Below are 24,308 nucleotides of genomic sequence, written 5' to 3'. Positions count from 1 at the left end.
ATACAACATGAAAAAATTATTGATTGCTGCAATGATGGTAGCCGGCTTGGCTGCGTGTACACAAGAAGCGAAAAAAGAAACCCAAGAGGCGGCTTCTGCTGTTGCTTCCGATGTAAACGCTGCTGCTGAAAATGCAGCTTCTTCTGTTGATGCTGCTGCTTCTGAAGCCAAAGGTGCGGCTGAGCAAGCTGTTTCTGATGTTAAAGACGCTGCTGCAGATGCTAAAGCGACTGCGGATAAAGCAGTTTCTGACGCTAAAGATGCTGCCGGTAAAGCGGTTGAAGAAGCTAAAGAAGCGGTTTCTGATGCTAAAGATGCTGCCAAAGACGCAGCTAAAGACGCTATGGGTAAAGCAGCCGATGTGACTCAAGAAGCTGCCGACAAATTGAAAGACGCTGCTAAATAAGCTGGTGTTTGATATTTGAAAAGGCCGTCTGAAATGTTCAGACGGCCTTTTTATATCGGCAGATTATTTTTTCTCTTGCTGACGCGTGTACACTAAAGAAGTCAGGATGGATGCGCCCAGTGCGCCAAAGACGACGGACAGGGAAATGGAAATCGGGATATGCACCCAGTGCATAATCAGCATCTTGATACCGATAAAGCTCAATACGAAGGCCAAGCCGTATTTGAGGAAGATAAAGCGTTCGGCAAAGTCTGCCAGTAAGAAGTACATGGCACGCAGGCCCAAGATGGCAAAAATGTTGGAAGTGAGGACGATGAAAGGGTCGGTGGTTACGGCAAAAATAGCGGGGATGCTGTCCACGGCGAAGATGACGTCGCTCAATTCGATCATAATCAATACCAGCAAAAGCGGTGTAGCGATGCGTTTGCCGTTCTCGATGGTAAAGAATTTTTCACCGTCAAACTGTGGGCTGGTCGGGATGACTTTTTTGAGTAGGGTCAGGATTTTGTTTTGGGAAAGGTCTTCTTCAGCTTCGGCTTCGGGCTTCATCATGTGAATGCCGGTATAGAGCAGGAATGCGCCGAAAAGGTAGAGAATCCATTCGAATTGCTGTACCAGTGCCGCGCCGATGAAAATCATGATGGCGCGCAGGACGATGGCGCCGAATACGCCATAGAGCAGGACGCGGTGTTGGAATTTGGGTTCGACTTTGAAATAGCCGAAAATCATCAGGAAAACGAAGATGTTATCGACGGCAAGGGATTTTTCGAGTACATAGCCGGTGAAGAATTCGAGGACTTTTTCTTTGGCGACAACGGCCCCGTAAGTCGGGTTGCCAGCCAGTTCAAAATAGAGCCAGCCTGCAAATGCGCAGGATACGGCCACCCAAATGCCGCTCCAGGCGAGGGCTTCTTTGATGCTGACTTTGTGGGCGCCGTTTTTTTTCAGCGATACCATATCGATGGCGATCATGATTAAGACGGCAATAAAGAAGATGCCGTAAAACATCGGCGAGCCGACGGACGGGTATTGGGTCATAAACAATCCTTGTGTGTGGGGGAGGGGTAAGGTTTACCAAGACAGGTAGAACATCGCCTTGGCAAAAAAGACGATAAACAGCATATGGCTGAATACGACGGCGTGTATGTATTTCGACCAGCCGACGGTGAGGGTGTGTCGTGCCATTTTGACGACGGCGATGGCAAAATGTACCAAAACGCTTATTGCCAACAGGATTTTGATGCTCAGCATGATGCCGAAAGAGCTGTCGAATGGGTGGTGCAGTATCGGCAGGTAGCGGTTGTACACCATCACGACGCCGCTGATGAACAAGGTAATGACGACAGGCGGCATCACGCGGACGGCACGATAGGACATGGCACGTTCGACTTCGCGGCGCGATTCGCGCGAAACGCGACCGGTGTGCAAAACGGAGAGAACCAGCATTTCGAAAAATACGCCGCCGACAAAGGCAATCGCGCAATAAACGTGGATGATGTGTGCCAGTGCGTAGATACTCATGACGGGTGTTTCCGGTAATTCAGACAAGTCGTCATTGTATCACTACCGAATGCGGTTGATGCATGCGCAATTTTATGCCAAATATATTAAATTTTATAAATATTCTATTGGAATTGCCGTTTATTTTTGAAGTTAACCGTTCATCAAGAGCGTTATCTTAGTTTAATCTGTCTTTACTTATTAGAAAATATATTAATGAAAGGTTGTGCCATACTGTTCCATATAAAGCTTAACCCCTGATGGAGAATCAAACCATGAAGAAAACTTTTGCAAAAACTGTGACCTTGATCATGCTGGCCGCTTCTTTGGGTGCGTGTGCCAATATGACTCAAACCCAGCGCAACACTGCTGCTGGTGCGGTATTGGGTGGCGTGGCAGGTAACTTGATTGGTGGCGATACCGGCTCTACCTTGGGTGGCGCGGCTTTGGGTGGCGTTATCGGCAGCCAGGTTCATACCCGCTACTAATCCTTTATTCGGTTAAAAATAAAAAAGGCCGTCTGAATATTCAGACGGCCTTTTGTTTTGCGGTTTATTCATTGACGAACGTTACACCGGTCAGTTGCGATTGCAAAATAGCCGTGCGCAAAGCAGTCAGTGCTTTCGGTCGGACAAAGTTGCGGCGATAGGCCAAAACGACACGGCGGTGCGGTGCAGTGCCTTCAAACGGGATAATGCTGAAAAGCATGTGGTCGTTTTCGGTCAATGCGGTAGCCGGCATGACGCTGATGGCCAGGCCGCTGGCAACCATGTGGCGGATGGTGTTGATGGAGCTGCCTTGCAGGGTATTGGTCAAGCCCTGGATTTTTTGCTTGGAAGCCAATTCGGAACAGCTTGCCAACACTTGGTCGCGCATACAGTTGCCTTCGGACAGCAGCAACACTTGTTCTTCACCCAAAAGCTGAGGCGTAACGGCATCGAGTTCTTCAAAGTGATGTCCTTTGGGAACAATGACGAAGAAAGGTTCGTCATACAGAGGCTCGGTCACGATGCCCGGCTCTTGGAACGGCTCGGCAACGACGATTGCATCGACATCGCCACGTTTGAGCGACTCGGTCAGGATGTGGGTATAGTTCTCTTCCAGCATCAGCGGCATTTTCGGCGCGGTTTCACGCAGCGCGGTAATGAGCTTGGGCAGAAGGTAGGGAGCAACGGTAAAAATCAGGCCGAGTTTGAACGCACCTTCCAATTCATTTTGCTCTTCATTGGCAAGGTGCTTGATGAGTTCTGCTTCTTCCAAAACCCGGCGGGCTTGGGCGACAATGCGCTCGCCCGCTTCGGTCGTGATGATGTCGTTGCTGCTACGGTCGAACAGGGATACCGACAGCTCTTCCTCCAGCTTTTTGATGGCGATGGAGAGGGTGGGCTGGCTGACAAAGCAGCGTCGTGCGGCACGTCCGAAGTGACGTTCTTGTGCGACGGCTACGATGTAACGCAATTCGGTCAAGGTCATGTGTTAAGCCTTTTTTTGTTCCGGCAGGGTGATGTTCAGCTCAAGAACGTCCAAGCCGTCTTGTTTCTCTTGGGAGATGCGGATGTCGTCCAATGATACGTTGACGTATTTGGACAGGACTTCCAACAACTCTTTACGCAGGGTCGGCAGATAGTCCGGAGCTTGGCCTTCTTGTGCGCGCTCTTGCGCGATGATGATTTGCAGGCGGTCGCGCGCGACTGTGGCGGTTTTCGGCTTTCTGCCGAACAGCATATCGAGCAGTGACATGTATTAACCTCCGAACAGTCGTTTTAAGAAGCTTTTCTTCTCAGCTTCGAGGAAACGCATTTCGCGGTTTTCACCCAAGAGGCGGGCGATAACGTCTTTATAGGCTTCTGCTGCTGCGGCATTGTCTTGGTGGATGACAGGTTCGCCGGCGTTGGAAGCTTGCAGGACGTTTTGTGATTCAGGAATCACACCGATCAACGGAATACGCAAGATATCGCAGATGTCTTGAACAGACAGCATTTCGCCCTTGGCCACGCGCTCAGGGGAGTAGCGGGTAATCAGCAGGTGCTCTTTAACAGTACCGCCTTGTTCAGCTTTGCGGGATTTGCTTTGCAAAATGCCCAAGATACGGTCGGAGTCGCGGACGCTGGATACTTCAGGGTTGGTGGTAATGATGGCTTCGTCGGCAAAGTAGAGTGCCATCAGTGCACCTTGTTCGATACCGGCAGGGGAATCGCAGATAATGAATTCGAAGCCCATTTTTTCGCTGGCCAGCTCTTTCATCACGTTGTCCACGCCTTCGCGGGTCAGTGCGTCTTTATCGCGGGTTTGCGATGCAGGCAGGATGTAGAGGTTTTCGCAGTTTTTGTCTTTAATCAGGGCTTGGTTGAGTGTGGCTTCGCCTTGGATGACGTTGATGAGGTCATACACGACGCGGCGTTCGCAACCCATAATCAGGTCGAGGTTGCGCAAACCGACGTCGAAGTCGATCACGGCGGTTTTGTGGCCGCGCAGGGCCAGGCCGGTTGCGATGCTGGCGCTGGTAGTGGTCTTGCCTACGCCGCCTTTACCTGAAGTTACTACGATGATTTTGGACACGATATTTCCTTTTTAAGTACTGATGTTTATTCGGCGTCGATTGCGCTGATAACCAGTCGGTTGTCTTGCAATGATACTTGTACGGGTTTTTTGTGCAGATGCTCGGGCAGGTCTTGCTCGAAGTTGCGGTAGATACCGGCAACGGAGACTAATTCGGCCTGCATGGAATGAATAAAGATGCGCGCGTTGGTATTGCCTTTTGCGCCGGCCAACGCTCTGCCGCGCATGGGGGCGTAAATATGGATGTTGCCGTCGGCGATAAGTTCCGCACCTTGGCTGACGATGCCAGTAACGATGAGGTCGCCGTTTTCAGCGTAAACCTGCTGGCCGGTACGCACGGGCGTGCTGACCAATACGGTCGGATTGTTGATAACGGTGGCTTGTACGTCTTGCGGCTGCGGTGCTTGGCGAGGAGTAGGTGCTGCTTGTGTGTCGGCTGCCTGGGTGGAGTTGCCTTGTTTGAATACCAAGTGGTAACGCGCCGCCGCTGCCGCCCATGTGTCGCTGGTGTGGTGCAGCCCTAAAATTTGCATGCCGTAACGGGCAAACAGGGAAATCATACCGCCCAAATCGATGGACTCGGGATGGTCGAAATCTTGTACGTCTAAAATGAAGGGAACGAATTCGTCTTGGGATTGGCCTGCCAGTTGGCGCAGGAATTCTTCCAATTCGGTTAGATCTGCGGTGTGCAGATGGATGGATAAGACGTCCAAACGTGACGTTTTTATGTCGAATGCGGGTTTCATTGTAATGAAATAATAAAATTTTTTAATGACGTAAGTTTACCGTGTAAATCTTGGCTATTCAATCTGTTTGGCCGTCTGAAACCAAAATATTTTGTTTGAACGTTTTTCAGCTGTATTTAGTGTGGTTTTTTGGTGTGAACGCAGGTTTCAGACGGCCTTGGGGAAGGGGTAGCCGTGTGTGTCGATGTCATCGGCGGCGGCCCACGGCGTGTGGATGAGGGTGGATGGCAGGTGCGCCAATTCGGGGAGGTAACTGCGGATGTAGCTGCCGTCGGGGTCGATTTGGTGCGAACGGTGGGCATAGCGGACGGTGGCCGTGTCTTGTGCGGCGAGGTGCCAGTTGGCTTGGTTGAGCGCGGGGTCGGTGCCGGTTTGGACGGAGGCTGTCCACGCGATGCCTTGGTTGGGGTCAAGGTTGAGGGCATGGCAGAAATAGTGGGCGCACAGCTGCTGGAGAACGGGGTGTAAGTGGCCGGTGGCTTCGAGGCCGCGGATGGAGGCGTCGATGATGGGCACGCCGGTTTGGCCGTGTCGCCAGTATTCGCGTACCGGGGCGGCATCGGTTGTTTCGGGTAGGCGGCGGTGGTAGGCGAGCTGGTAGCAGTAGTCGCGGAAAATGAGCTTATCCAACCACTCGAAATGTCGGTTTGCCAAGCCTTTGGCGGCCAGCAGGCGCGGTGAAATGCAGCCTGCGGACAGGTAGGCATTGAGGAGGCTGGTGTTTTTTCGTGCCGGAAAATTTTGGGTAATCGGATAGTGAACCAAATTCTGTTTGAACGCGTGCCATTGCATTAAGGCTGCGGTTTCGCCGCCCTGCTGATAGGCAGGCAATACTGCGCCGGTATAGGCTGGAAACAGTGGAACGTTTTGTCCGGTTTGAATGGGCAATTCGGTTTCAGACGGCCTTTGTCCTGAATAAGCCTGCAACCATGCTTGTTTATAGGCGGCAAAATCGGTGTAGGGCAGGCCGTTGGCATCCATAAGGGGGGATTTGGCCAAAATGCCGCGGTCGTTGGCGTGTTGCAGGGCAATGCCTGCATGGTCAAAATTATGCCAGAGGTGGTTGTCTTGGCGGATTTCGGCTTCGGTGTAGGCTTCGTCTGTGATGACGGTATAGGCATTGAGCGCAGCAGCCAAGGGGAGGAGGTCTTCATCGGAGGCGACAACATATAAAGGAATATGGTGCGCCGCCAGACGGGTATGCAGCTCTTGCGCGGCTTGATAATGGAACAGGCTTTGACGCGGATTGTGGTTTTCAGACGGCTTTTGGCTGACCCAGACGCAGGCGATGGGCAAACCGCTTGCAACGGCGGCATTAAGTGCGGCATTGTCGTGCAGGCGGAGGTTGCGGCGGAACCAGACAAGGACGTGGGCAGATTTCATGAGCATGTTCCGACGAAAAGGGGAGACCATTTTATCAGAATCGGCCTCATGTATCAGGCCGTCTGAAAAATCTTTTGGTTTGATTTCGCTATATAATTTTGGTTTTAGCGACGAGGCGGCAACCATGACCGAGCAAACCGTTTTGGCACTCATTACCTGCCAAACTTATCCCGAACCATCGGACAACCTGAAAACATTGGCGGCGCATTTGGAAACCATGGGAGTGAAAACCGTATTTGATGCGTGGCAAAACCATCCGTCTGCGACGTTTTTACTGCCTTTGTGCGCATGGGATTATGCCGCCGAACCCGAAGCCTTCCGCCAATGGTTGGAACAAGCCGAGCAGGCGGGGCAGCGTTTTATCAATCCGCCCGAGCTGATGGCTTGGAATATGGAAAAGACTTATTTGTGCGATTTGGCGGAGCGTGGCTCGCAAGTGATTCCCAGCATGTTCGTTCCGCCGCAAAAAGCCGAATTGGCCGACATCCTGAACCAACAGGGCTGGACAGAAGCGGTCATCAAGCCTGCATTCGGGCAGAGCGGCAAAGGCGTGGCCAAAGTTTGTGCGGAGGAATTGGACGTGAACATGGCGGATTATCCGCAAGGTATGATTGTTCAACCGTATATCCGCGAAATCGAAACGGTGGGTGAAACCTCGCTGGTGTTTTTCAACGGCATATTCAGCCATGCCGTGCGCCGTCAGCCGCCGCAAGGCGAATGGCGCGCCAACTCGGCCTATGGCGTGTCGGTGTTCGGTATTGAGCCGCCCGAGTTTGCCGTCCGTGCCGCGCAAGACGTACTGGCCGCTTTGCCGCAAATGCCGGTTTACGCCCGAGTGGATGGTACATTGGTCGGCGACACATTCCTGCTCAATGAATTGGAACTCATCGAGCCCGCCCTGTATTTGCACACCAGCGAAGGCGCAACGGAACGCTTTGCCCGAGTGTTGGCGCAGTTGCTTGGGCAACATTCATCAACCTGATTTTATCAATATAATTAACAAGCCTAAGGCCGTCTGAAAACCATCTTTCAGACGGCCTTAGGCTTTTTTAAAACAAGATTTGCGTGTTTGTATTTTTCAATAATGTGCCATTTGTCGATTGTGTCATTTTAATTGTTGCAGTCTTAATTGATGGTTGATTAACTTTCATTTGGCATTTTATCTCGGCCGCAGCCTTTATTTTTAGCGGATTGTAAACAATCTGGCCGGTCTAAATAGATATCTTTTTAGGGTAAAACCTCAAAAATCTTTTTAAAAAGAAAGATATTGTCTTATTGAATATTCTGTGCTGAAATTACATGACACTACAAAAAGTGGTGCATAAAAAATAAAACAGACAAAGGAGAAAGCCATGCAATTGTTTTTAGACAATCTCAAAGCCTTTTTCGAAACCATCAGCGGCTGGGTCTGGGGACCTATTATGTTGATGCTGCTGGTCGGTACGGGCATTTTGCTGACCGTTTTGCTGAAAGGTTTGCAGTTCACCATGTTGGGTTATGCGCTGAAACAGGCGTTTGTGCCGTCAAAGAAGCATGAAGACGGCGAAGACCACGAAGGCGATATTTCCCATTTTGCGGCGTTGATGACCGCGCTGTCCGCCACCATCGGTACGGGTAACATCGCCGGTGTGGCGACAGCGGTGGTAACCGGCGGCCCGGGCGCGGTATTTTGGATGTGGATGACCGCCATTTTTGGCATGGCCACCAAATACGGCGAGGGCGTGTTGGCGGTGAAATACCGCGTCACCAATTCCAAAGGCGAAATGTCCGGCGGCCCGATGTATTACATCGAAAAAGGCTTGGGCAAAAACTGGAAATGGATGGCCGTCGCATTTGCGCTGTTCGGTACCTTCGCTTCCTTCGGTATCGGCAGCTCGGTGCAGTCCAACTCGGTTGCGCAGGCAGTACAAACCAGCTTTGGCGTCGAACCTGCCTACACCGGCGTGATATTGACTGTATTAACGGCCATTGTGCTTTTGGGCGGCATTAAAGGCATCGCCAAAGCCGCATCCTTTATCGTACCTGCCATGGCAGTGTTTTATGTAGTAGGCGGTATTGCCATTATCGTGATTAATTCCGATGTGCTGATGCCTGCCGTCAAACTGATTTTCTCCGATGCATTTAGCGCGCAAGCCGTGGCAGGCGGTGCCATCGGTACGGTCATCCGCTACGGCGTGGCGCGCGGCGTGTTCTCCAATGAGGCGGGTATGGGTTCTGCGCCGATTGCCGCCGCCGCCGCGAAAACCGACCACCCCGTCCGTCAGGCTTTGGTTTCCATGACCGGTACTTTTTTGGACACCATCGTTGTCTGCTCGATTACCGGTATCGTGTTGGTCATGGGTCTGCTCGGCGCAGGCGGCGAGTTTGTCAAACCTGAATTGAGCGGCGCGGCGCTGACAACCGTCACTTTCCAAAAAATGCTGCCCGGCATCGGCGGCTGGATTGTGACCATCGGCCTGATTTTCTTTGCTTACTCAACCATTCTCGGCTGGTGTTATTACGGCGAGAAATGCGCGGTTTACGTTTTCGGCGAGAAGTTTGCCGGTTTGTACCGCGTCGGTTATGTTTCTTCCGTCATGCTGGGTACCGTTTTGAGCCTTGATTTGGTGTGGCTGGCTTCGGACACATTCAACGGCTTGATGGCATTGCCCAACCTGATTGCGCTTTTATTGATGGCGAAAGTCATCGTCAATGAAACGCGCGATTTCAAACAAAAAATCAAAAACGGCGAATTGCCGCATTAATATCCAAGGCCGTCTGAATCTGAACATTCAGACGGCCCGATGTTATTAAGTTTGTTTTGAAAAAAGTCAGAGGAGGAGAAAAATGAAAGTGCTTGTTTTAGGTGCTGGAGTTGCCGGCGTATCTTCCGCGTGGTATCTGGCAGAGGCAGGGCATGAAGTAACGGTCATCGACCGCGCCGAAGGCGTGGCGATGGAAACCAGTTTTGCCAATGCAGGCCAGCTTTCTTACGGCTATACCACGCCTTGGGCTGCACCCGGTATCCCGACCAAAGCACTGAAATGGCTGTTTAAAAGCCATCCGCCTTTGCTGTTTCGCCCTGACGGCAGCCTGTATCAAATCGAATGGCTGTGGCAAATGCTGCAAAACTGCACGGCAGCGCGCTATCAAATCAACAAAGAGCGCATGGTCAGGATTTCCGAATACAGCCGTGAAATGTTCCGCCGTTTTGAAGCGCAAACCGGCATGAATTTTGAAGGGCGCAAAAAAGGGACGTTGCAGATTTTCCGTCAGGCTAAAGAAGTCGAAGCGGCAGAACAAGACATTGCCGTTTTGGAACGATACGGCGTGCCGTACCGCCGTCTGAAGCCCGAAGAATGCGCAGAATTTGAGCCTGCGCTGGCACGCGTTACTGCCAAAATTGCCGGCGGCCTGCATCTGCCTGCGGACGCGACCGGCGACTGCCACCTCTTCACTGAAAACCTATACAAATTGTGTCAGGAAAAGGGCGTACAGTTCCACTTCAACCAAACCATCAGCCGCATCGACCACAACGGACTGCGCATCAAAGCCGTTGAAACTGAAACAGGGCGGTTTGAAGCAGATGCCGTTGTCTGTGCGCTCGGCTGCTTTAGCAGGACTGTGTTGGCGCAGTTGGACCTTGATCTGCCCATTTATCCCGTCAAAGGCTATTCCTTGACCCTGCCGGTCACCAATTCAGACGGCGCACCAGTTTCCACCGTTTTAGATGAAAGTTACAAAGTTGCCATCACGCGCTTTGACAACAGAATCCGCGTCGGCGGCATGGCGGAATTGTCGGGCTACGAAATCAAACTGCCCGAAAAACGCCGCGAAACCTTGGCTTTGGTCGTCAACGATTTGTTCCCAGAAGGCGGCGATTTGAGCCAGGCATTGTTCTGGAGCGGCCTCAGACCGATGACGCCCGACAGCACGCCGTTAATCGGGCGCACCCGCTTTGAAAACCTGTTCCTGAATACCGGCCACGGTACTTTGGGCTGGACCATGTCGCTGGGCTCGGCAAAATTAACTGCCGATATCGTGAGCGGCAAAGACACCGAAATCCGCAGCGACGACTTGAGCCTGTCACGCTATCAGGCTTAAGCTGGAAAGCGATAAGGTTTAGCGACATTTCAAACTTAAGGGCCGTCTGAAAACCATTTTTCAGACGGCCTTTTGTTTCAAAATCCGGGTATCCAATCAATAAAATAAATAATAACTATTATCATAATCATTAAAAAGTGTTAGTCTGAACCTGTCCCAGCTTTTAGCGCAGGTTTTCTCATGCCTGATTTTTCGATGTCCAATTTGGCCGTTGCCTTTTCCATCACGCTGGCCGCTGGTTTGTTTACCGTATTAGGCAGCGGCTTAGTGATGTTTTCGAAAACGCCCAATCCGCGCGTGTTGTCGTTTGGTTTGGCATTTGCCGGCGGTGCGATGGTGTATGTTTCCCTGACGGAGATTTTCAGTAAATCCAGTGAGGCGTTCGCTGAAATTTATGATAAAGACCACGCGTTTGCGGCGGCGACCATGGCATTTTTGGCCGGGATGGGCGGCATCGTGCTGATTGACCGCCTGGTGCCGAACCCGCATGAAACCTTGGATGCGCAAGACCCGTCGTTTCAAGAAAGTAAACGCCGCCATATTGCGCGAGTCGGCATGATGGCGGCGTTTGCGATTACGGCGCACAATTTCCCCGAAGGCTTGGCGACGTTTTTTGCCACCTTGGAAAATCCGGCGGTCGGGATGCCTTTGGCGTTGGCGATTGCCATCCATAATATTCCGGAGGGCATTTCCATTGCCGCGCCGGTTTATTTTGCCATCCGCAGCCGTAAGAAAACGGTGTGGGCGTGTCTGCTATCCGGCTTGGCCGAGCCGTTGGGTGCGGCTTTGGGCTATTTGGTTTTGCAGCCGTTTTTATCGCCTGCCGTGTTTGGTTCGGTATTCGGCGTGATAGCCGGCGTGATGGTTTTTTTGGCGTTGGACGAGCTGTTGCCGGCCGCCAAACGCTATTCAGACGGCCATGAAACCGTTTACGGCCTGACAACGGGTATGGCGGTGATTGCCATCAGCCTGGTATTGTTCCATTTTTAAAACCCGTATGCCGAAGGCCGTCTGAAATGATTCAGACGGCCTTTTTGCGTTATAATCCGCACATCAAAAATAACCTTAATTTCACAAAGTTCCATCATGTTAGACAAATACAATCCAGCCGAAATCGAATCCAAACATTATCAAAACTGGGAAGAGCAGGGCTATTTCCAGCCTGATATGGATTTGACGAAACCGTCTTTCTCCATCCAACTGCCGCCGCCCAATGTAACCGGCACGCTGCACATGGGCCATGCCTTCAACCAAACCATCATGGACGGTCTGACCCGTTACTACCGCATGAAAGGCTGCAACACCGCCTGGATTCCGGGCACCGACCACGCGGGCATCGCCACGCAAATCGTGGTCGAGCGTCAACTTGCCGCGCAAAACGTGTCGCGTCATGACTTGGGGCGCGAAAAATTCTTGGAAAAAGTGTGGGAATGGAAAGAAGTTTCCGGCGGCACGATTACCCAACAAATGCGCCGCGTGGGCTGCTCTGCCGACTGGACGCGCGAATATTTCACGATGGACGACGTGCGTGCCGAAACCGTGACCGAAGTGTTTGTGCGCCTGTTTGAACAGGGCTTGATTTACCGCGGCAAACGCTTGGTGAACTGGGATCCGGTTTTGGGTACGGCAGTGTCTGATCTGGAAGTAGAAAGCGTGGAAGAACAAGGTTCCATGTGGCACATCCGCTATCCGCTGGCCGACAATCCTGCTGAAGCCGTTATCGTGGCGACCACCCGTCCTGAAACGCTGCTGGGCGACGTGGCTGTTGCCGTCAATCCCGAAGACGAACGTTATACCCACTTAATCGGCAAAGAATTAATCCTGCCGCTGACCGGCCGCACCATTCCTGTTATCGCCGACGAATACGTTGAAAAAGATTTTGGCACCGGCTGCGTGAAAATCACGCCTGCGCACGACTTCAACGACTACGAAGTCGGCAAACGCCACGACACGCGCCTGATTAATGTGTTCGATTTAGAAGCCAAAGTGCTGGCAAACGCCGAAGTGTTCAACTTTAAAGGCGAAGCGCAACAAGGCTTTGCCCTGCCTGAAAAATACGCAGGCTTAGACCGCTTTGCCGCGCGTAAACAAATGGTTGCCGATTTGCAGGAACAAGGCTTTTTGGTCGAAATCAAACCGCACACGCTGATGACGCCGAAAGGCGACCGTACCGGTTCGGTAATTGAGCCGATGCTGACCAGCCAATGGTTTGTCGCCATGTCCGCCACACCAAACGGCGGCGAGCCTGACAGCGAATTCAAAGGCTTGAGCCTCGCCGACAAAGCCAAAAAAGCCGTTGATAGCGGCGCGGTACGTTTTATCCCTGAAAACTGGGTCAATACCTACAACCAATGGATGAACAACATCCAAGACTGGTGTATTTCGCGCCAACTGTGGTGGGGCCATCAAATCCCCGCGTGGTATGACAACGAAGGCAATGTGTACGTCGCCCGCAATCAGGCGGAAGCCGAAAAACAAGCCGGCAAAACCGGTTTGACCCGCGAAGAAGACGTATTGGATACATGGTTCTCCTCCGCGCTCGTGCCGTTCTCCACGCTCGGCTGGCCGTCTGAAACCGACGAACTCAAAGCCTTCCTGCCGTCCAACGTCTTGGTCACCGGCTACGAAATCATCTTCTTCTGGGTGGCGCGCATGATTATGATGACCACCCACTTTACCGGCAAAGTACCGTTTAAAGACGTGTACATCCACGGCATCGTGCGCGACCACGAAGGCAAAAAAATGTCCAAATCCGAAGGCAACGTCATCGACCCAGTGGATTTGATCGACGGCATCGACTTGGAAAAACTGCTGGTAAAACGCACGACCGGCCTGCGCAAACCCGAAACCGCGCCGAAAGTGGAAGAAGCGACCAAAAAACTCTTCCCCGAAGGCATTCCGAGCATGGGCGCGGACGCATTGCGCTTCACCATGGCAAGCTACGCCAGCCTCGGACGCAGCGTCAACTTCGACTTCAAACGCGCCGAAGGCTACCGCAACTTCTGCAATAAATTGTGGAACGCCACCAATTTCGTGTTGATGAACACCGAAGACAAAGACTGCGGTCAAGACGAAATGCAGCCGTTGGCGTTTACCTTTGCCGATCAATGGATTATCGGCAAACTGCAACAGGCCGAAGCCGCCGTTGCCGAAGCCTTTGAAACCTACCGCTTCGACCTTGCCGCGCAAACGCTGTACGAATTCGTGTGGAACGAATATTGCGACTGGTACATCGAGCTGGCAAAAGTGCAAATCCAAACCGGTTGCCCGACAACCCAACGCACCACACGCCGCACCCTCGTGCGCGTACTCGAAACCATCCTGCGCCTGCTGCACCCAATCATGCCTTTCATTACCGAAGAGTTGTGGCAGGTCGTTGCGCCTCTGGCGAATGCCAAAACCGCCGACAGCATCATGTTGGCCGCCTATCCGCAAGCCGATAAAGAAAAAATCGTTCAGACGGCCTTCGATAAAATGGCCGCATTGAAAGACTTGGTGGAAGAAGTGCGCAAACTGCGCGGCGAAATGGGTATCGCGCCAAACGTCAAAGCGCCGCTCTTTGTCGAAGGCAACGCAGAACTCGAAGGCCTGCTCAAATACCTGCCGTCGCTGACCCGACTGACCGAAGCCAAGCTGGTGGACAGCTTGCCGGAAGCGGAAGACGCACCTGTCGCCGTCTGCAACGGCGCGCGCCTGATGCTGAAAGTCGAAATCGACAAAGCCGCCGAAACCGCCCGTTTGAGCAAAGAAGCCGAGAAGCTGCAAAAAGCCTTGGACAAACTCAATGCCAAACTCTCCAAACCCGGCTACACCGAAAAAGCCCCGGCGCATTTGGTGGAAAAAGACAAAGCCGATTTGGCGGAATTGGAAGACAAAATGGCGAAAGTTCAAACTCAGTTGGCTAAGTTGAAAGACTGATTTTGATTGAATAGAAAGGCCGTCTGAAAAATGTTTTTTCAGACGGCCTTTCTATTTATAAATTATTTCTCTAGCACTTCAGGAGGCTTTTTGTATCTTTCAAATTCGTTAAGCACGCTAAATTCAAAAAACGCTACACTTTCGATTTCGCTGGCCTTAATTGCCAATCGAAAATCATCGAGTTTCAATAGTTTCTCCTCGCTTAGTTCTTCATCTCCAGAGAGTAACTCATGTTTTTCATAAACACTCAAGTAGCTACAATCAAAGAAAATATCCAGCGTATCCTTATCACGATATCCACTGACCAAGGGAACAATCAGTACATAATCCAAATCACCTGATTCAAACTGTTCTTCCATAACTAGCCCGACATATATCTTTCGGGATTTTAAGGATAAACGTATAGGCTTTTGCTTGGCTGCTGCCTCAATAACTAGACGAAGTAGTCCGTCGTAATTTTTGATATTTTCAATAATCAGCGTATTGCGTTTTTTGGTTTTATCTTGGATTTCACTTTGGCAAATAGCCCATGAAAACGCTGCAATAAGGACGTGATAGACCTGAATATCATCAAAAAGTATACGTGTTATTTGTCTTTGTAGATAAATTTGTATTGAAGAATTGAAAATACAGTCAATGGTGCTCAAAACAATGAAAGCTAATACCCATAAGATAATTGAGCTAAAAAGCGCTAAAATAAGAAAACGCAGGCCATGAAACCCCAAATAGACATAGGTCTCCCAGCCTGCGCTTCGTTTTAAATTTACTTTTTCTGAGGGGAGATTACGAGCATAGTGATAGCCAATCACTAACACCAACATAGTAAATAGAACAGCCATTATTTCCCATTCCTATCTAGTATGCCGGGTGGTAGAAGAATCTATCGGTTGGAATTTTTGTAAATCAGAAAACACTGTACGCACTCTACGGCGTACTTTTTCATTACGGTAATCTACCTTTACTCGCCCACTGGCATCTAGAGTCAATGTGTCCGGCATTGTAGTACGATTTTTAGCATCATCAAGAGCTGTATAATTTTTAGGGTTAACAACCTGTTTAACCAAGCCGAAGGCTGTTTTTAGAACACTCATTCCAATTTTCCTAAAAAATGTATAGATGAAGTTGCAATATATATCAAACCTTATAGAAAACTTCAAGAAGAATATAACTGCTTTTTGAAAGTATTTTCAACAGTAATTTACAATCAAACCAAACAATTTGAGTCAAACCAAACAATCTGACTTTCATCCACGCTGATGCGGATTTCCTGTCCGGTTTGCGGTTTGTCCGTATCGTGGTCGGCGTGGGGATACCAAATTAAATCGCCGTATTGCGGATGGGTGAGGGTGAGGCGTATGCCTTCGGCGAGGGGGACGGCTTCGCTGATGCGGATGGACGTGCCGTCCGGGTCGAATCGGATGGCGTGTTGGGGGATGTAGCGTGTGTCGTTAGTGTTGGCCAAACCGAGCAGCAGGGCGGCTTGGGCGTTGACGGGGCGGCGGATAAGGGTTTCCGGCGTGCCGTGTTGGAGGATGCGGCCTTCGTGCATGATGGCGATGGTGTCGGCCATGGTGCAGGCTTCTTCGGCGGAGTGGGTCACGAGGATGGCGGGGATGTTTTGACTGCGGATGCGTTCGGCGGTCAGGGTGCGCAGGTGGTGACGCAGGTGGGTGTCGAGGCTGGAGAAGGCTTCGTCCAAGAGCAACAGCGACGGGCGCGTGATGAGGGCGCGTGCGAGGGCGAGGCGTTGCTGTTCACCGCCGGAGAGGCTTTCGGGTTTGCGTTGCGCTTCGTGTTCCAAGCCGATGTCGCGCAAGGCCTGCATGGATTGTTCTTCGATTTCGGCTTGGGGCAGACGGCGCATTTTGAGGCCGAAGCCGACGTTGTCGAGGGCGGTTAAATGCGGCAAAAGGGCGTAGTCTTGAAACATCAGCGAGATATTGCGCTTTTCAGACGGCATATCGGTGATGTTGTCGCCGTTGAGCCAGACTTCGCCGCTGTCGGGACGCACCAGGCCGACGATGGTTTTGAGCAGGGTGGATTTACCGCAGCCGGAGCGGCCGAGTACGGCGAGGATTTCGCCTGCTTCGACGTTTAGGTTGATGTCTTGGGCAACGGTTTTGCTGCCGAAGCGTTTGTTGATGTTTTTGAGTTGCAACATGGTTTCAGACGGCCTTTAAAAATGGGGTCGGCAACGGATGCTGTCGAGCCATGCGGACAGCGGATGTTTGGGGTCGATCAGGCCGTATCGCCGGCAGGCTTCGATCGTGACCAGCTGGGCATCGTGCATCATGTGCCCGCCCAACATGGCATCGAGCAGGGTGGGGATGTCCATCAGTTCAAAACCGGCGACTTCGCCGTCTTGGTTGGCGGGTTGGAAGCCTTCGGGCAGGACGATGTCGAAAATATACAGGATTTCGTTGTGGACACCGCGATTAACGGGGCGCAAACTATATATTTGGGCAGTCGGTCGGATATGGGGTGTCAGAGAAGCGGGAATACCAGCTTCTTCTTCGCCTTCGCGGCAGACGGCTTCAGACGGTCTCTCGCCGCTGCTGATACCGCCGCCGGTCAGGTTGTCGAGTTTGTTCGGATCAACGGCTTTGTGCGGACTGCGGCGGCCTATCCAAAAGCGCAGACTGTCTTCTGTTTCGACCAATCCGTTCAAATGCACTGCCTGACTCATCAGGCCGAACGGACGGAAGGCGGCGCGTTCGAGTGCGCATAAAGGCTTGCCCGACTGGTCGCAGATGTCGAACTTTTCACCGCGCCAACCTTTGAGCCAACCACACTCGCGCCATTGTCGCGCCAGCGTTTGCAAACTGTCGCCCATTTCTGCCCAGCCGTCGGTTTTCAAGTTCAGGCCGTCTGAAAGGGTCGACTGCCTGCCTGTCCAATCTTGCCCGAGGCGTTCGCGCCATAACGGGTTCAGACGGCCTAAAGGCAGGCCGTTGAGATACAGAATGCACCAATCGTCGGATGCGCCATAGCTGGTTTGCGCCCAATCCCACAATGCGTCGTGGACATCGGACGCGAATACCTGTTCAAAACGGAAAGACTGAGACACGGCGCATCCTCCAAAAGAACTAAAGATACGTCGATTTTAGCCGTTTACGGCGAATTTGCAAAACAACCGCACTACCCGAAAACCGCTATAATAGAGTAAACCATCCGAAACGAGCACATCATGAGCGAATTGAGCGAAATCCTCGCCTATAACCAACATTTCGTCGAAACGGGCGAATACGAAAAATACTTTACCAACAAATACCCCGGCCGCGAGCTGGCCATCCTCTCCTGCATGGACGCACGCATTATCGAATTGCTGCCCAATGCGTTAGGCTTGAAAAACGGTGACGCCAAGCTCATCAAAAACGCCGGCGCGCTGGTGACCCACCCTTGGGGTTCGGTGATGCGCAGTTTGTTGGTGGCCGTATTTGAACTCAAAGTCAAAGAAATCATGGTCATTGCCCACCACGACTGCGGTATGCGCGGATTGCACGCCGAAGAGTTCCTCCAACGCGTACACGACAGCAATATCCCCGACGACCGCATCGAAACCCTGCGCAATGCCGGTATTGATTTGGACGGCTGGCTGACCGGTTTTGACAACGTCGAAGACAGCGTGCGCCATACCGTCGAGCTGATTCGCAAACATCCGCTGATGCCCGACAACATCGCCATCCACGGCCTGGTCATCCACCCGACCACAGGCAAGCTCAACCTGATTGTTGACGGCAGCCTGCCTGTTTCAGACGGCCAAAACATCTAACGCAGACCCCACCACGAAATGAAAAACATCGGATTATTCGGCGGCACGTTTGACCCCATCCACAACGGCCACCTCCACATCGCCCGCGCCTTCGCCGACGAAATTGGTTTGGATCTCGTCGTCTTCCTGCCGGCAGGGGATCCGTACCACAAAGACAGCACGCGCACGCCGGCACAAGAGCGCCTCAATATGGTCGAACTCGCCATCGCCGACGAGCCGAAATTCGCTACCAGCGACTGCGACATCGTCCGCGATGGTGCGACCTATACGTTTGACACCGTCCAAATCTTCCGCCAGCAATTTCCCGGCGCGCAACTGTGGTGGCTGATGGGCAGTGACAGCCTGATGCAGCTGCACACATGGAAAAAATGGCAAACCCTCGTGCGCCAGACCCATATCGCCATCGCCATGCGACAGGGCGACAACCTCAACAAAACCCCGCGTGAATTGCACGCATGGCTCGGCGAAGCCCTGCAAAACGGCAGTGTCCGCATCCTCAACGCGCCGCTGCACAACACCAGCTCCACCCAAATCCGCGCCAATCTCGCCAAAACGCACCATTCAGACGGCCTGCCACAACCAGTCGCCCAATACATCCGCCAACACAAACTCTATGAAAAATAGCGTTTATTCAGGCAGATAAGCTATAATGCCGTCTGAAAACATTTCAACTAGGAAAACAATGAACGAACAAGAATTGCAAGACCTGCAAAAAATGGTCGAAGTGGCCGTAAACGCCCTCGAAGACATTAAAGCCAAAGACATCTCTGTTTTGGAAACCCAAGACAAAACCTCCCTGTTCGCCCGTATGATTATTGCCAGCGGCGACAGCACACGCCAAGTCAAAGCACTGGCAAACAACGTTGCCGTCGATTTGAAAGAAGCCGGTTTTGAAATCCTCAGCACCGAAGGCGACACCGGCGAATGGACGCTTGTCGACGCAGGCGACCTCGTTGTCCACGTCATGCTCCCTGCCGTGCGCGACTTCTACGACATCGACACCTTGTGGGGCGGAGAAAAACCGAGTTTCCACGCCGGTATGCAAAAACCTTGGCACGCCGCCGACTAAAACGGTTTACCCATACAAAGGCCGTCTGAAACTTGAAAGCAAGCAAGTTTCAGACGGCCTTTTGCTATAATTCCATTCTTTTCACATTATTTAATTTATTGCACCATCATGCCGCAACCCGATTTCGCCCAAACCCTCTCCAAAGACCGCCATTTTCTGCGATCTGCCTTTAAAAACCCCAATAAATACGGCGGCTTGGCCAAGGTTGAGGAAAAATACAAAAAATCGCACGACCTCTATCTGCAACGCCTGTCCAAACTGCCCAAGCCCGAATTCGACAACACGCTGCCCGTTCACGAGAAGCTCGATGAAATTAAAAAAGCCATTGCCGAAAATCAGGTTACGATTATCTGCGGCGAAACCGGTTCGGGCAAAACCACGCAGTTGCCCAAGATTTGTTTGGAACTCGGACGCGGGGCAGTGGGGCTAATCGGGCACACCCAGCCGCGCCGTTTGGCCGCGCGTTCCGTGGCAGAGCGTATTGCCGAAGAGCTGAAATCCGAAATCGGCAGCGCGGTCGGCTATAAAGTGCGCTTTACCGACCACACCTCGCGCGATGCCTGCGTCAAGCTGATGACCGACGGCATCTTGTTGGCAGAAACCCAGACTGACCGTTATCTCGCCGCCTACGACACGATTATCATTGACGAAGCGCACGAACGCAGCCTAAACATCGACTTCCTCTTGGGCTATTTGAAACAACTGCTGCCGCGCCGCCCCGATTTGAAAGTCATCATCACCTCGGCAACGATAGACGCAGAACGCTTTTCCCAACACTTCAACGGCGCGCCTGTGCTGGAAGTAAGCGGACGGACGTATCCTGTTGAAATCCTCTATCGACCGCTGACCAGCAAAGATGAAGACGATGCAGAAGTCGAGCTGACCGACGCGATTGTCGATGCAGCCGACGAATTGGCACGCTATGGCGAAGGCGATATTTTGGTGTTCCTGCCGGGCGAACGCGAAATCCGCGAAGCCGCAGAAGCCCTACGCAAATCCACGCTGCGCCGCAACGACGAAATCCTGCCCCTATTCGCACGCCTGTCGCACGCCGAACAGCACAAAATCTTCCACCCCACAGGCGCAAAACGCCGCATCGTACTGGCAACCAACGTCGCCGAAACCTCGCTCACCGTGCCGGGCATCAAATACGTCATCGACACCGGTCTCGCGCGCGTCAAACGCTATTCCGCGCGGGCAAAAGTGGAGCAGCTTCATGTCGAAAAAATCTCCCAAGCCGCCGCCCGCCAACGCTCCGGCCGCTGCGGCCGCGTCTCCGCAGGCGTGTGTATCCGACTGTTTTCAGAAGAAGATTTCAACAGCCGCCCCGAATTTACCGACCCAGAAATCGTCCGCAGCAACCTCGCCGCCGTCATCCTGCGCATGGCAGCGTTGAAACTGGGCGACGTAGCAGCATTCCCGTTTTTAGAAATGCCCGATTCACGGTATATCAATGACGGTTTTCAGGTGTTGCTGGAGTTGGGGGCGGTGGAGGAGAAGTAGGTTGAGGGTCAGGCTACCCGAAAATATGCAAGAGACCTGCACTTTTTGATTAGATTGAGTAAAGTTCAGGTGACTTAAATGTAGAAAACCAAGCGGTCAGCTGACTGACGGCTTGGTTTTTGACCCACCCCTGACCCTAATTCTTACAACGGTATTTCAGGTATTCGGTTTCCCTTTCTCCTAGCTGTATTCACAGCAACAGTTGTAAGCCGAGATTTTGATTTACCTTTGCGCTATGAATGCAAACAGGCATTTCATAGGGCTTAATCAATAATCATGATGATAAATCGTCAGGCTTAATATTGCCCAATGGATAGCATTTTATTTAAGGCTGCTTTCCTGCCTTGGGGGTTTAAGGTATTTTACCATGAAGCCTGATATTCAATAATATCGTTTACAGAGAATCCATGATTTAACAAGGCTTGCCGAATGAGAAAAGGTAAAGATTGAGTATATTCAGGGAATTTATGACAAAAGTACAACCAAAACTCATCTATATTTTCAATATCTTTACTGCTTAATTTATCAAAAAATCGAAGTAACTCGCTAATTCCTATTGATTGATTTAAAATAGTTTGCCATGTCGCTGCTTCTAAACTTTTATCATAATCGTCATAAATTTTCTCTTTTAAGATTACATAAAATTGTTCATTCCCTTGATAATGAATGATAAATTTATATTTTGGTACAAATTTATTATAGCCATCTTTTTTACCAATAAGAAGACTAAAAATTATTTTTCCTTCTACTTTAATAAATTCAATTTTAGATGTCTCTGCATTTTTGCGCCAATACAGTTTGAATGTGTTCCTGCGTAACTTGTATCCGAATAAATCCAATAAAGGTTTGAGCTGCTGCTCTGTTGCCAATTTTTCGCCCTTGCTCCATGCACTCACAACTGATTGTTGTGTTCGGCAAGTTTTAGCAATTTCAGTTTGCGTCCAACCATTATTCAATGCCAACCTGACGAGTTCTCTCGTCTGCTTAAATGGTTTTTTCTTTGTCTTTTCAGATTGTGTTTCTGTCTTTTTGGTTTGTTTGTTTTCCATAATACCCCCAATATGCCAATTAAAATGGCGATACCAAGTATAATATCGCCATTAATAGGCAAGGCAAAGGCTATTTTTTGCCTTTACCGCTATTCGCAGGATTTTGTGGATTCATTTGCCAGCCACGATTTCCCTGATTTTGTGAATACGTTTTATTTGTTCCTGACGTGCCTTTATTAGCATTGCTCATGTTTGATTGATGATTGGCTTGTTTATTACTCATTTTAGTTCTACTCCTGAAAAAGATATTTAATCTGCTTGGTGAAACTGTGAATTGCTTTGCAATCGCTCGGTGTTGATGGGATTGCAATTCTACGGTTATTTGGTGCTACCAAAATATTGTGCTTTTTCCTATTTTGTATTTTCCACCCCCCTATTTAGTAGTGAATGAATAAAAGAATTGATTTTTGAATTGGTGCTAAATTTTTTCATGATTACCCCCATGACGATAGGTAGCATCATAAAAAATTCGTAGCAAAAGTTCCATTGATAAAAATTTGATAAATTTTGATATTTTATGATACTTTGTAATTCATTGATATTTAATGGTTTAAAGATAGACATTCTATGGATTTAAGATTTACTTCTCGTTTTTTGAGAAACAATCTGTAAACAGATAGCTGCTGAAGAATACCGTTGCCGAATCCCTAAACCCGGCCTGCAACTTTTATTGTGAAATTTCCCATTATGAAAAAATCCCTTTTCGTTCTCTTTATCTATTCATCTTTACTTACTGCCAGCGAAATTGCCTATCGCTTTGTATTCGGGATTGAAACCCTCCCGGCGGCAAAAATGGCAGAAACGTTTGCGCTGACATTTGTAATTGCAGCGCTGTATCTGTTTGCGCGTTATAAGGTGACGCGTTTGTTGATTGCGGTGTTTTTCGCGCTCAGTATTATTGCCAACAATGTGCATTACGCGGTTTATCAAAGTTGGATGACGGGCATTAATTATTGGCTGATGCTGAAAGAGGTTACCGAAGTCGGCAGTGCGGGCGCGTCGATGTTGGATAAGTTGTGGTTGCCTGCGTTGTGGGGCGTGGCGGAAGTCGTGTTGTTTTGCAGCCTTGCCAAGTTCCGCCGTAAGACGCATTTTGCTGCCGATATTTTGTTTATTGTGGCGATGTTGCTGATTTTTGGACGCTCATTCGGTACGACACAGGAACACGGTATTTCTCCCAAACCGACATACAGCCGCATTAAAGCCAATTATTTCAGCTTTGGCTATTTTATCGGGCGCGTGTTGCCGTATCAGTTGTTTGATTTAAGCAAGATTCCTGTGTTCAAACAGCCAGCGCCAAGCAAAATCGGGCAGGGCAGTGTTCAAAATATTATCCTGATTATGGGCGAAAGCGAAAGCGCGGCGCATCTGAAACTGTTTGGTTATGGGCGCGAGACTTCGCCGTTTTTAACCCAGCTTTCGCAAGCCGACTTTAAGCCGATTGTGAAACAAAGCTATTCTGCCGCTTTGATGACGGCTGTGTCCCTGCCCAGCTTTTTCAATGCGATACCGCATGCCAACGGCTACGAACAAATCAGCAGCGGCGATACCAATATGTTCCGCCTTGCCAAAGAGCAGGGTTACGAAACGTATTTTTACAGCGCGCAGGCTGAAAACGAGATGGCGATTTTGAACTTAATCGGTAAGAAATGGATAGACCATCTGATTCAGCCGACGCAGCTTGGCTACGGCAACGGCGACAATATGCCCGATGAGAAGCTGCTGCCGCTGTTCGACAAAATCAACTTGCAGCAGGGCAAGCATTTTATTGTGTTGCACCAACGCGGTTCGCACGTCCCATACGGCGCATTGTTGCAGCCTCAAGATAAAGTATTCGGCGAAGCCAATATTGTGGATAAGTACGACAACACCATCCATAAAACCGACAAAATGATTCAAACCGTATTCGAGCAGCTGCAAAAGCAGCCTGACGGCAACTGGCTGTTTGCCTATACCTCCGATCATGGCCAGTATGTGCGCCAAGATACCTACAATCAAGGCACGGTGCAGCCCGACAGCTATCTCGTGCCGCTGGTGTTGTACAGCCCGGATAAGGCCGTGCAACAGGCTGCCAACCAAGCTTTTGCGCCTTGCGAGATTGCCTTCCATCAGCAGCTTTCAACGTTTCTGATTCACACGCTGGGCTACGATATGAAGGTTTCAGGTTGTAGCGAAGGCTCGGTAACGGGCAACCTGATTACAGGCGATGCAGGCAGCTTGAACATTCGCGACGGCAAGGCGGAATATGTTTATCCGCAATAAGCGGCGTGAAACCAATAAAGACAAATTTAGATGATGTCGGGGAAGATGCCCGACCGAC

General features: G+C 50.7%; 25 protein-coding genes. 12 read left to right on the top strand and 13 right to left on the bottom strand.

Translation table 11 applies throughout. The features are described 5' to 3' along the window. Positions 1 to 7: 7 nt before the first annotated feature. Positions 8 to 406, top strand: a complete 399-nt coding sequence (locus ACTHS4_RS06230; RefSeq protein ID WP_070825783.1) for an Ag473 family lipoprotein — start codon at positions 8 to 10, stop codon at positions 404 to 406. 63 nt (positions 407 to 469) lie between these two features. Here the strand turns inward: ACTHS4_RS06230 and ACTHS4_RS06225 are convergent, their stop codons facing one another. Further along, on the bottom strand, positions 470 to 1,444 hold the full coding sequence (locus ACTHS4_RS06225) for a TerC family protein (RefSeq protein WP_070825785.1): 975 nt from the start codon (positions 1,442 to 1,444) through the stop codon (positions 470 to 472). A 33-nt stretch (positions 1,445 to 1,477) separates the two neighbouring features. Further along, positions 1,478 to 1,927: a CopD family copper resistance protein gene (locus tag ACTHS4_RS06220; protein WP_070825786.1), complete on the bottom strand. Its 450-nt coding sequence runs from the start codon at positions 1,925 to 1,927 to the stop codon at positions 1,478 to 1,480. A 254-nt stretch (positions 1,928 to 2,181) separates the two neighbouring features. On the opposite strand from ACTHS4_RS06220, the gene ACTHS4_RS06215 reads away from it, so the two are divergent. After that, complete coding sequence (locus ACTHS4_RS06215) at positions 2,182 to 2,394, top strand: glycine zipper 2TM domain-containing protein (protein ID WP_003684747.1); 213 nt, start codon at positions 2,182 to 2,184, stop codon at positions 2,392 to 2,394. A 64-nt stretch (positions 2,395 to 2,458) separates the two neighbouring features. Here ACTHS4_RS06215 and ACTHS4_RS06210 read toward each other — a convergent pair whose 3' ends face one another. The 5 genes from ACTHS4_RS06210 to ACTHS4_RS06190 form a co-directional block, all read right to left on the bottom strand. Continuing rightward, positions 2,459 to 3,379 carry a hydrogen peroxide-inducible genes activator gene (locus tag ACTHS4_RS06210; protein WP_049330768.1) on the bottom strand — a complete coding sequence of 307 codons (921 nt, stop codon included), beginning with the start codon at positions 3,377 to 3,379 and terminating at the stop codon, positions 2,459 to 2,461. Positions 3,380 to 3,382: 3 nt separating this feature from the next. Beyond that, positions 3,383 to 3,646: a cell division topological specificity factor MinE gene (minE, locus tag ACTHS4_RS06205; protein ID WP_003680625.1), complete on the bottom strand. Its 264-nt coding sequence runs from the start codon at positions 3,644 to 3,646 to the stop codon at positions 3,383 to 3,385. A 3-nt stretch (positions 3,647 to 3,649) separates the two neighbouring features. Next, entirely contained in the window at positions 3,650 to 4,465 is an 816-nt protein-coding gene (minD, locus tag ACTHS4_RS06200; RefSeq protein ID WP_004520213.1) for a septum site-determining protein MinD, read from the bottom strand. A 26-nt stretch (positions 4,466 to 4,491) separates the two neighbouring features. Beyond that, positions 4,492 to 5,211: a septum site-determining protein MinC gene (gene minC / locus ACTHS4_RS06195; RefSeq protein WP_004520214.1), complete on the bottom strand. Its 720-nt coding sequence runs from the start codon at positions 5,209 to 5,211 to the stop codon at positions 4,492 to 4,494. A gap of 147 nt (positions 5,212 to 5,358) precedes the next feature. Further along, positions 5,359 to 6,594 (bottom strand): FAD-binding domain-containing protein, encoded by a 1,236-nt coding sequence (locus ACTHS4_RS06190; RefSeq protein WP_440365614.1) that lies wholly within the window; start codon positions 6,592 to 6,594, stop codon positions 5,359 to 5,361. A gap of 124 nt (positions 6,595 to 6,718) precedes the next feature. Between ACTHS4_RS06190 and ACTHS4_RS06185 the strand changes: the two genes are divergently transcribed. The 5 genes from ACTHS4_RS06185 to ACTHS4_RS06165 all read left to right on the top strand — a co-directional run bounded on the left by ACTHS4_RS06185 (position 6,719) and on the right by ACTHS4_RS06165 (position 14,595). Then, entirely contained in the window at positions 6,719 to 7,576 is an 858-nt protein-coding gene (locus tag ACTHS4_RS06185) for an ATP-grasp domain-containing protein (protein ID WP_440365613.1), read from the top strand. 370 nt (positions 7,577 to 7,946) lie between these two features. Beyond that, positions 7,947 to 9,338 carry an alanine/glycine:cation symporter family protein gene (locus tag ACTHS4_RS06180; protein ID WP_049329304.1) on the top strand — a complete coding sequence of 464 codons (1,392 nt, stop codon included), beginning with the start codon at positions 7,947 to 7,949 and terminating at the stop codon, positions 9,336 to 9,338. A gap of 82 nt (positions 9,339 to 9,420) precedes the next feature. After that, positions 9,421 to 10,677 carry a D-amino acid dehydrogenase gene (locus ACTHS4_RS06175; RefSeq protein ID WP_440365612.1) on the top strand — a complete coding sequence of 419 codons (1,257 nt, stop codon included), beginning with the start codon at positions 9,421 to 9,423 and terminating at the stop codon, positions 10,675 to 10,677. A 180-nt stretch (positions 10,678 to 10,857) separates the two neighbouring features. Beyond that, positions 10,858 to 11,667 carry a zinc transporter ZupT gene (zupT, locus tag ACTHS4_RS06170; RefSeq protein WP_440365611.1) on the top strand — a complete coding sequence of 270 codons (810 nt, stop codon included), beginning with the start codon at positions 10,858 to 10,860 and terminating at the stop codon, positions 11,665 to 11,667. Positions 11,668 to 11,763: 96 nt separating this feature from the next. Next, positions 11,764 to 14,595 carry a valine--tRNA ligase gene (locus tag ACTHS4_RS06165; protein WP_440365610.1) on the top strand — a complete coding sequence of 944 codons (2,832 nt, stop codon included), beginning with the start codon at positions 11,764 to 11,766 and terminating at the stop codon, positions 14,593 to 14,595. Between the two features lie 62 nt (positions 14,596 to 14,657). On the opposite strand, the gene ACTHS4_RS06160 is transcribed toward ACTHS4_RS06165, so the two are convergent. The 4 genes from ACTHS4_RS06160 to ACTHS4_RS06145 form a co-directional block, all read right to left on the bottom strand. Continuing rightward, entirely contained in the window at positions 14,658 to 15,434 is a 777-nt protein-coding gene (locus ACTHS4_RS06160) for a hypothetical protein (protein ID WP_315038648.1), read from the bottom strand. Between the two features lie 12 nt (positions 15,435 to 15,446). Continuing rightward, the gene (locus tag ACTHS4_RS06155; protein WP_315038647.1) at positions 15,447 to 15,686 is read right to left on the bottom strand and encodes a hypothetical protein; all 240 of its coding nucleotides are present in this window, start codon (positions 15,684 to 15,686) and stop codon (positions 15,447 to 15,449) included. A gap of 113 nt (positions 15,687 to 15,799) precedes the next feature. Continuing rightward, complete coding sequence (locus tag ACTHS4_RS06150; RefSeq protein WP_440365609.1) at positions 15,800 to 16,756, bottom strand: ABC transporter ATP-binding protein; 957 nt, start codon at positions 16,754 to 16,756, stop codon at positions 15,800 to 15,802. Between the two features lie 15 nt (positions 16,757 to 16,771). Further along, positions 16,772 to 17,662, bottom strand: a complete 891-nt coding sequence (locus ACTHS4_RS06145; RefSeq protein WP_440365608.1) for an NUDIX domain-containing protein — start codon at positions 17,660 to 17,662, stop codon at positions 16,772 to 16,774. Between the two features lie 120 nt (positions 17,663 to 17,782). Between ACTHS4_RS06145 and ACTHS4_RS06140 the strand changes: the two genes are divergently transcribed. From ACTHS4_RS06140 to hrpA, 4 genes are all read left to right on the top strand, one after another. Continuing rightward, positions 17,783 to 18,367 (top strand): beta-class carbonic anhydrase, encoded by a 585-nt coding sequence (locus ACTHS4_RS06140; protein WP_440365607.1) that lies wholly within the window; start codon positions 17,783 to 17,785, stop codon positions 18,365 to 18,367. A gap of 18 nt (positions 18,368 to 18,385) precedes the next feature. Further along, a complete protein-coding gene (gene nadD / locus ACTHS4_RS06135) occupies positions 18,386 to 18,991 on the top strand; it encodes a nicotinate-nucleotide adenylyltransferase (protein ID WP_440365606.1) in 606 nt (201 codons plus the stop codon). A 58-nt stretch (positions 18,992 to 19,049) separates the two neighbouring features. Then, positions 19,050 to 19,436 (top strand): ribosome silencing factor, encoded by a 387-nt coding sequence (rsfS, locus tag ACTHS4_RS06130; RefSeq protein ID WP_049322451.1) that lies wholly within the window; start codon positions 19,050 to 19,052, stop codon positions 19,434 to 19,436. A 108-nt stretch (positions 19,437 to 19,544) separates the two neighbouring features. After that, positions 19,545 to 20,939 (top strand): ATP-dependent RNA helicase HrpA, encoded by a 1,395-nt coding sequence (hrpA, locus tag ACTHS4_RS06125; RefSeq protein WP_440365605.1) that lies wholly within the window; start codon positions 19,545 to 19,547, stop codon positions 20,937 to 20,939. Positions 20,940 to 21,301: 362 nt separating this feature from the next. Here the strand turns inward: hrpA and ACTHS4_RS06120 are convergent, their stop codons facing one another. Both ACTHS4_RS06120 and ACTHS4_RS06115 read right to left on the bottom strand, forming a co-directional pair. After that, on the bottom strand, positions 21,302 to 21,988 hold the full coding sequence (locus ACTHS4_RS06120) for a helix-turn-helix domain-containing protein (RefSeq protein ID WP_295863275.1): 687 nt from the start codon (positions 21,986 to 21,988) through the stop codon (positions 21,302 to 21,304). A 70-nt stretch (positions 21,989 to 22,058) separates the two neighbouring features. Next, positions 22,059 to 22,211: a hypothetical protein gene (locus ACTHS4_RS06115; protein WP_003754616.1), complete on the bottom strand. Its 153-nt coding sequence runs from the start codon at positions 22,209 to 22,211 to the stop codon at positions 22,059 to 22,061. Between the two features lie 461 nt (positions 22,212 to 22,672). Between ACTHS4_RS06115 and ACTHS4_RS06110 the strand changes: the two genes are divergently transcribed. Continuing rightward, on the top strand, positions 22,673 to 24,250 hold the full coding sequence (locus ACTHS4_RS06110; RefSeq protein ID WP_440365627.1) for a phosphoethanolamine transferase: 1,578 nt from the start codon (positions 22,673 to 22,675) through the stop codon (positions 24,248 to 24,250). The last annotated feature ends 58 nt before the right edge of the window (positions 24,251 to 24,308 follow it).

The organism is Neisseria sp. P0014.S009 (assembly GCF_051958155.1).
GTDB lineage: Bacteria > Pseudomonadota > Gammaproteobacteria > Burkholderiales > Neisseriaceae > Neisseria > Neisseria flavescens_C.
The sequence above is the reverse complement of the archived record's forward strand: the minus strand, read 5'-3'. Positions and strand labels throughout refer to the sequence as shown.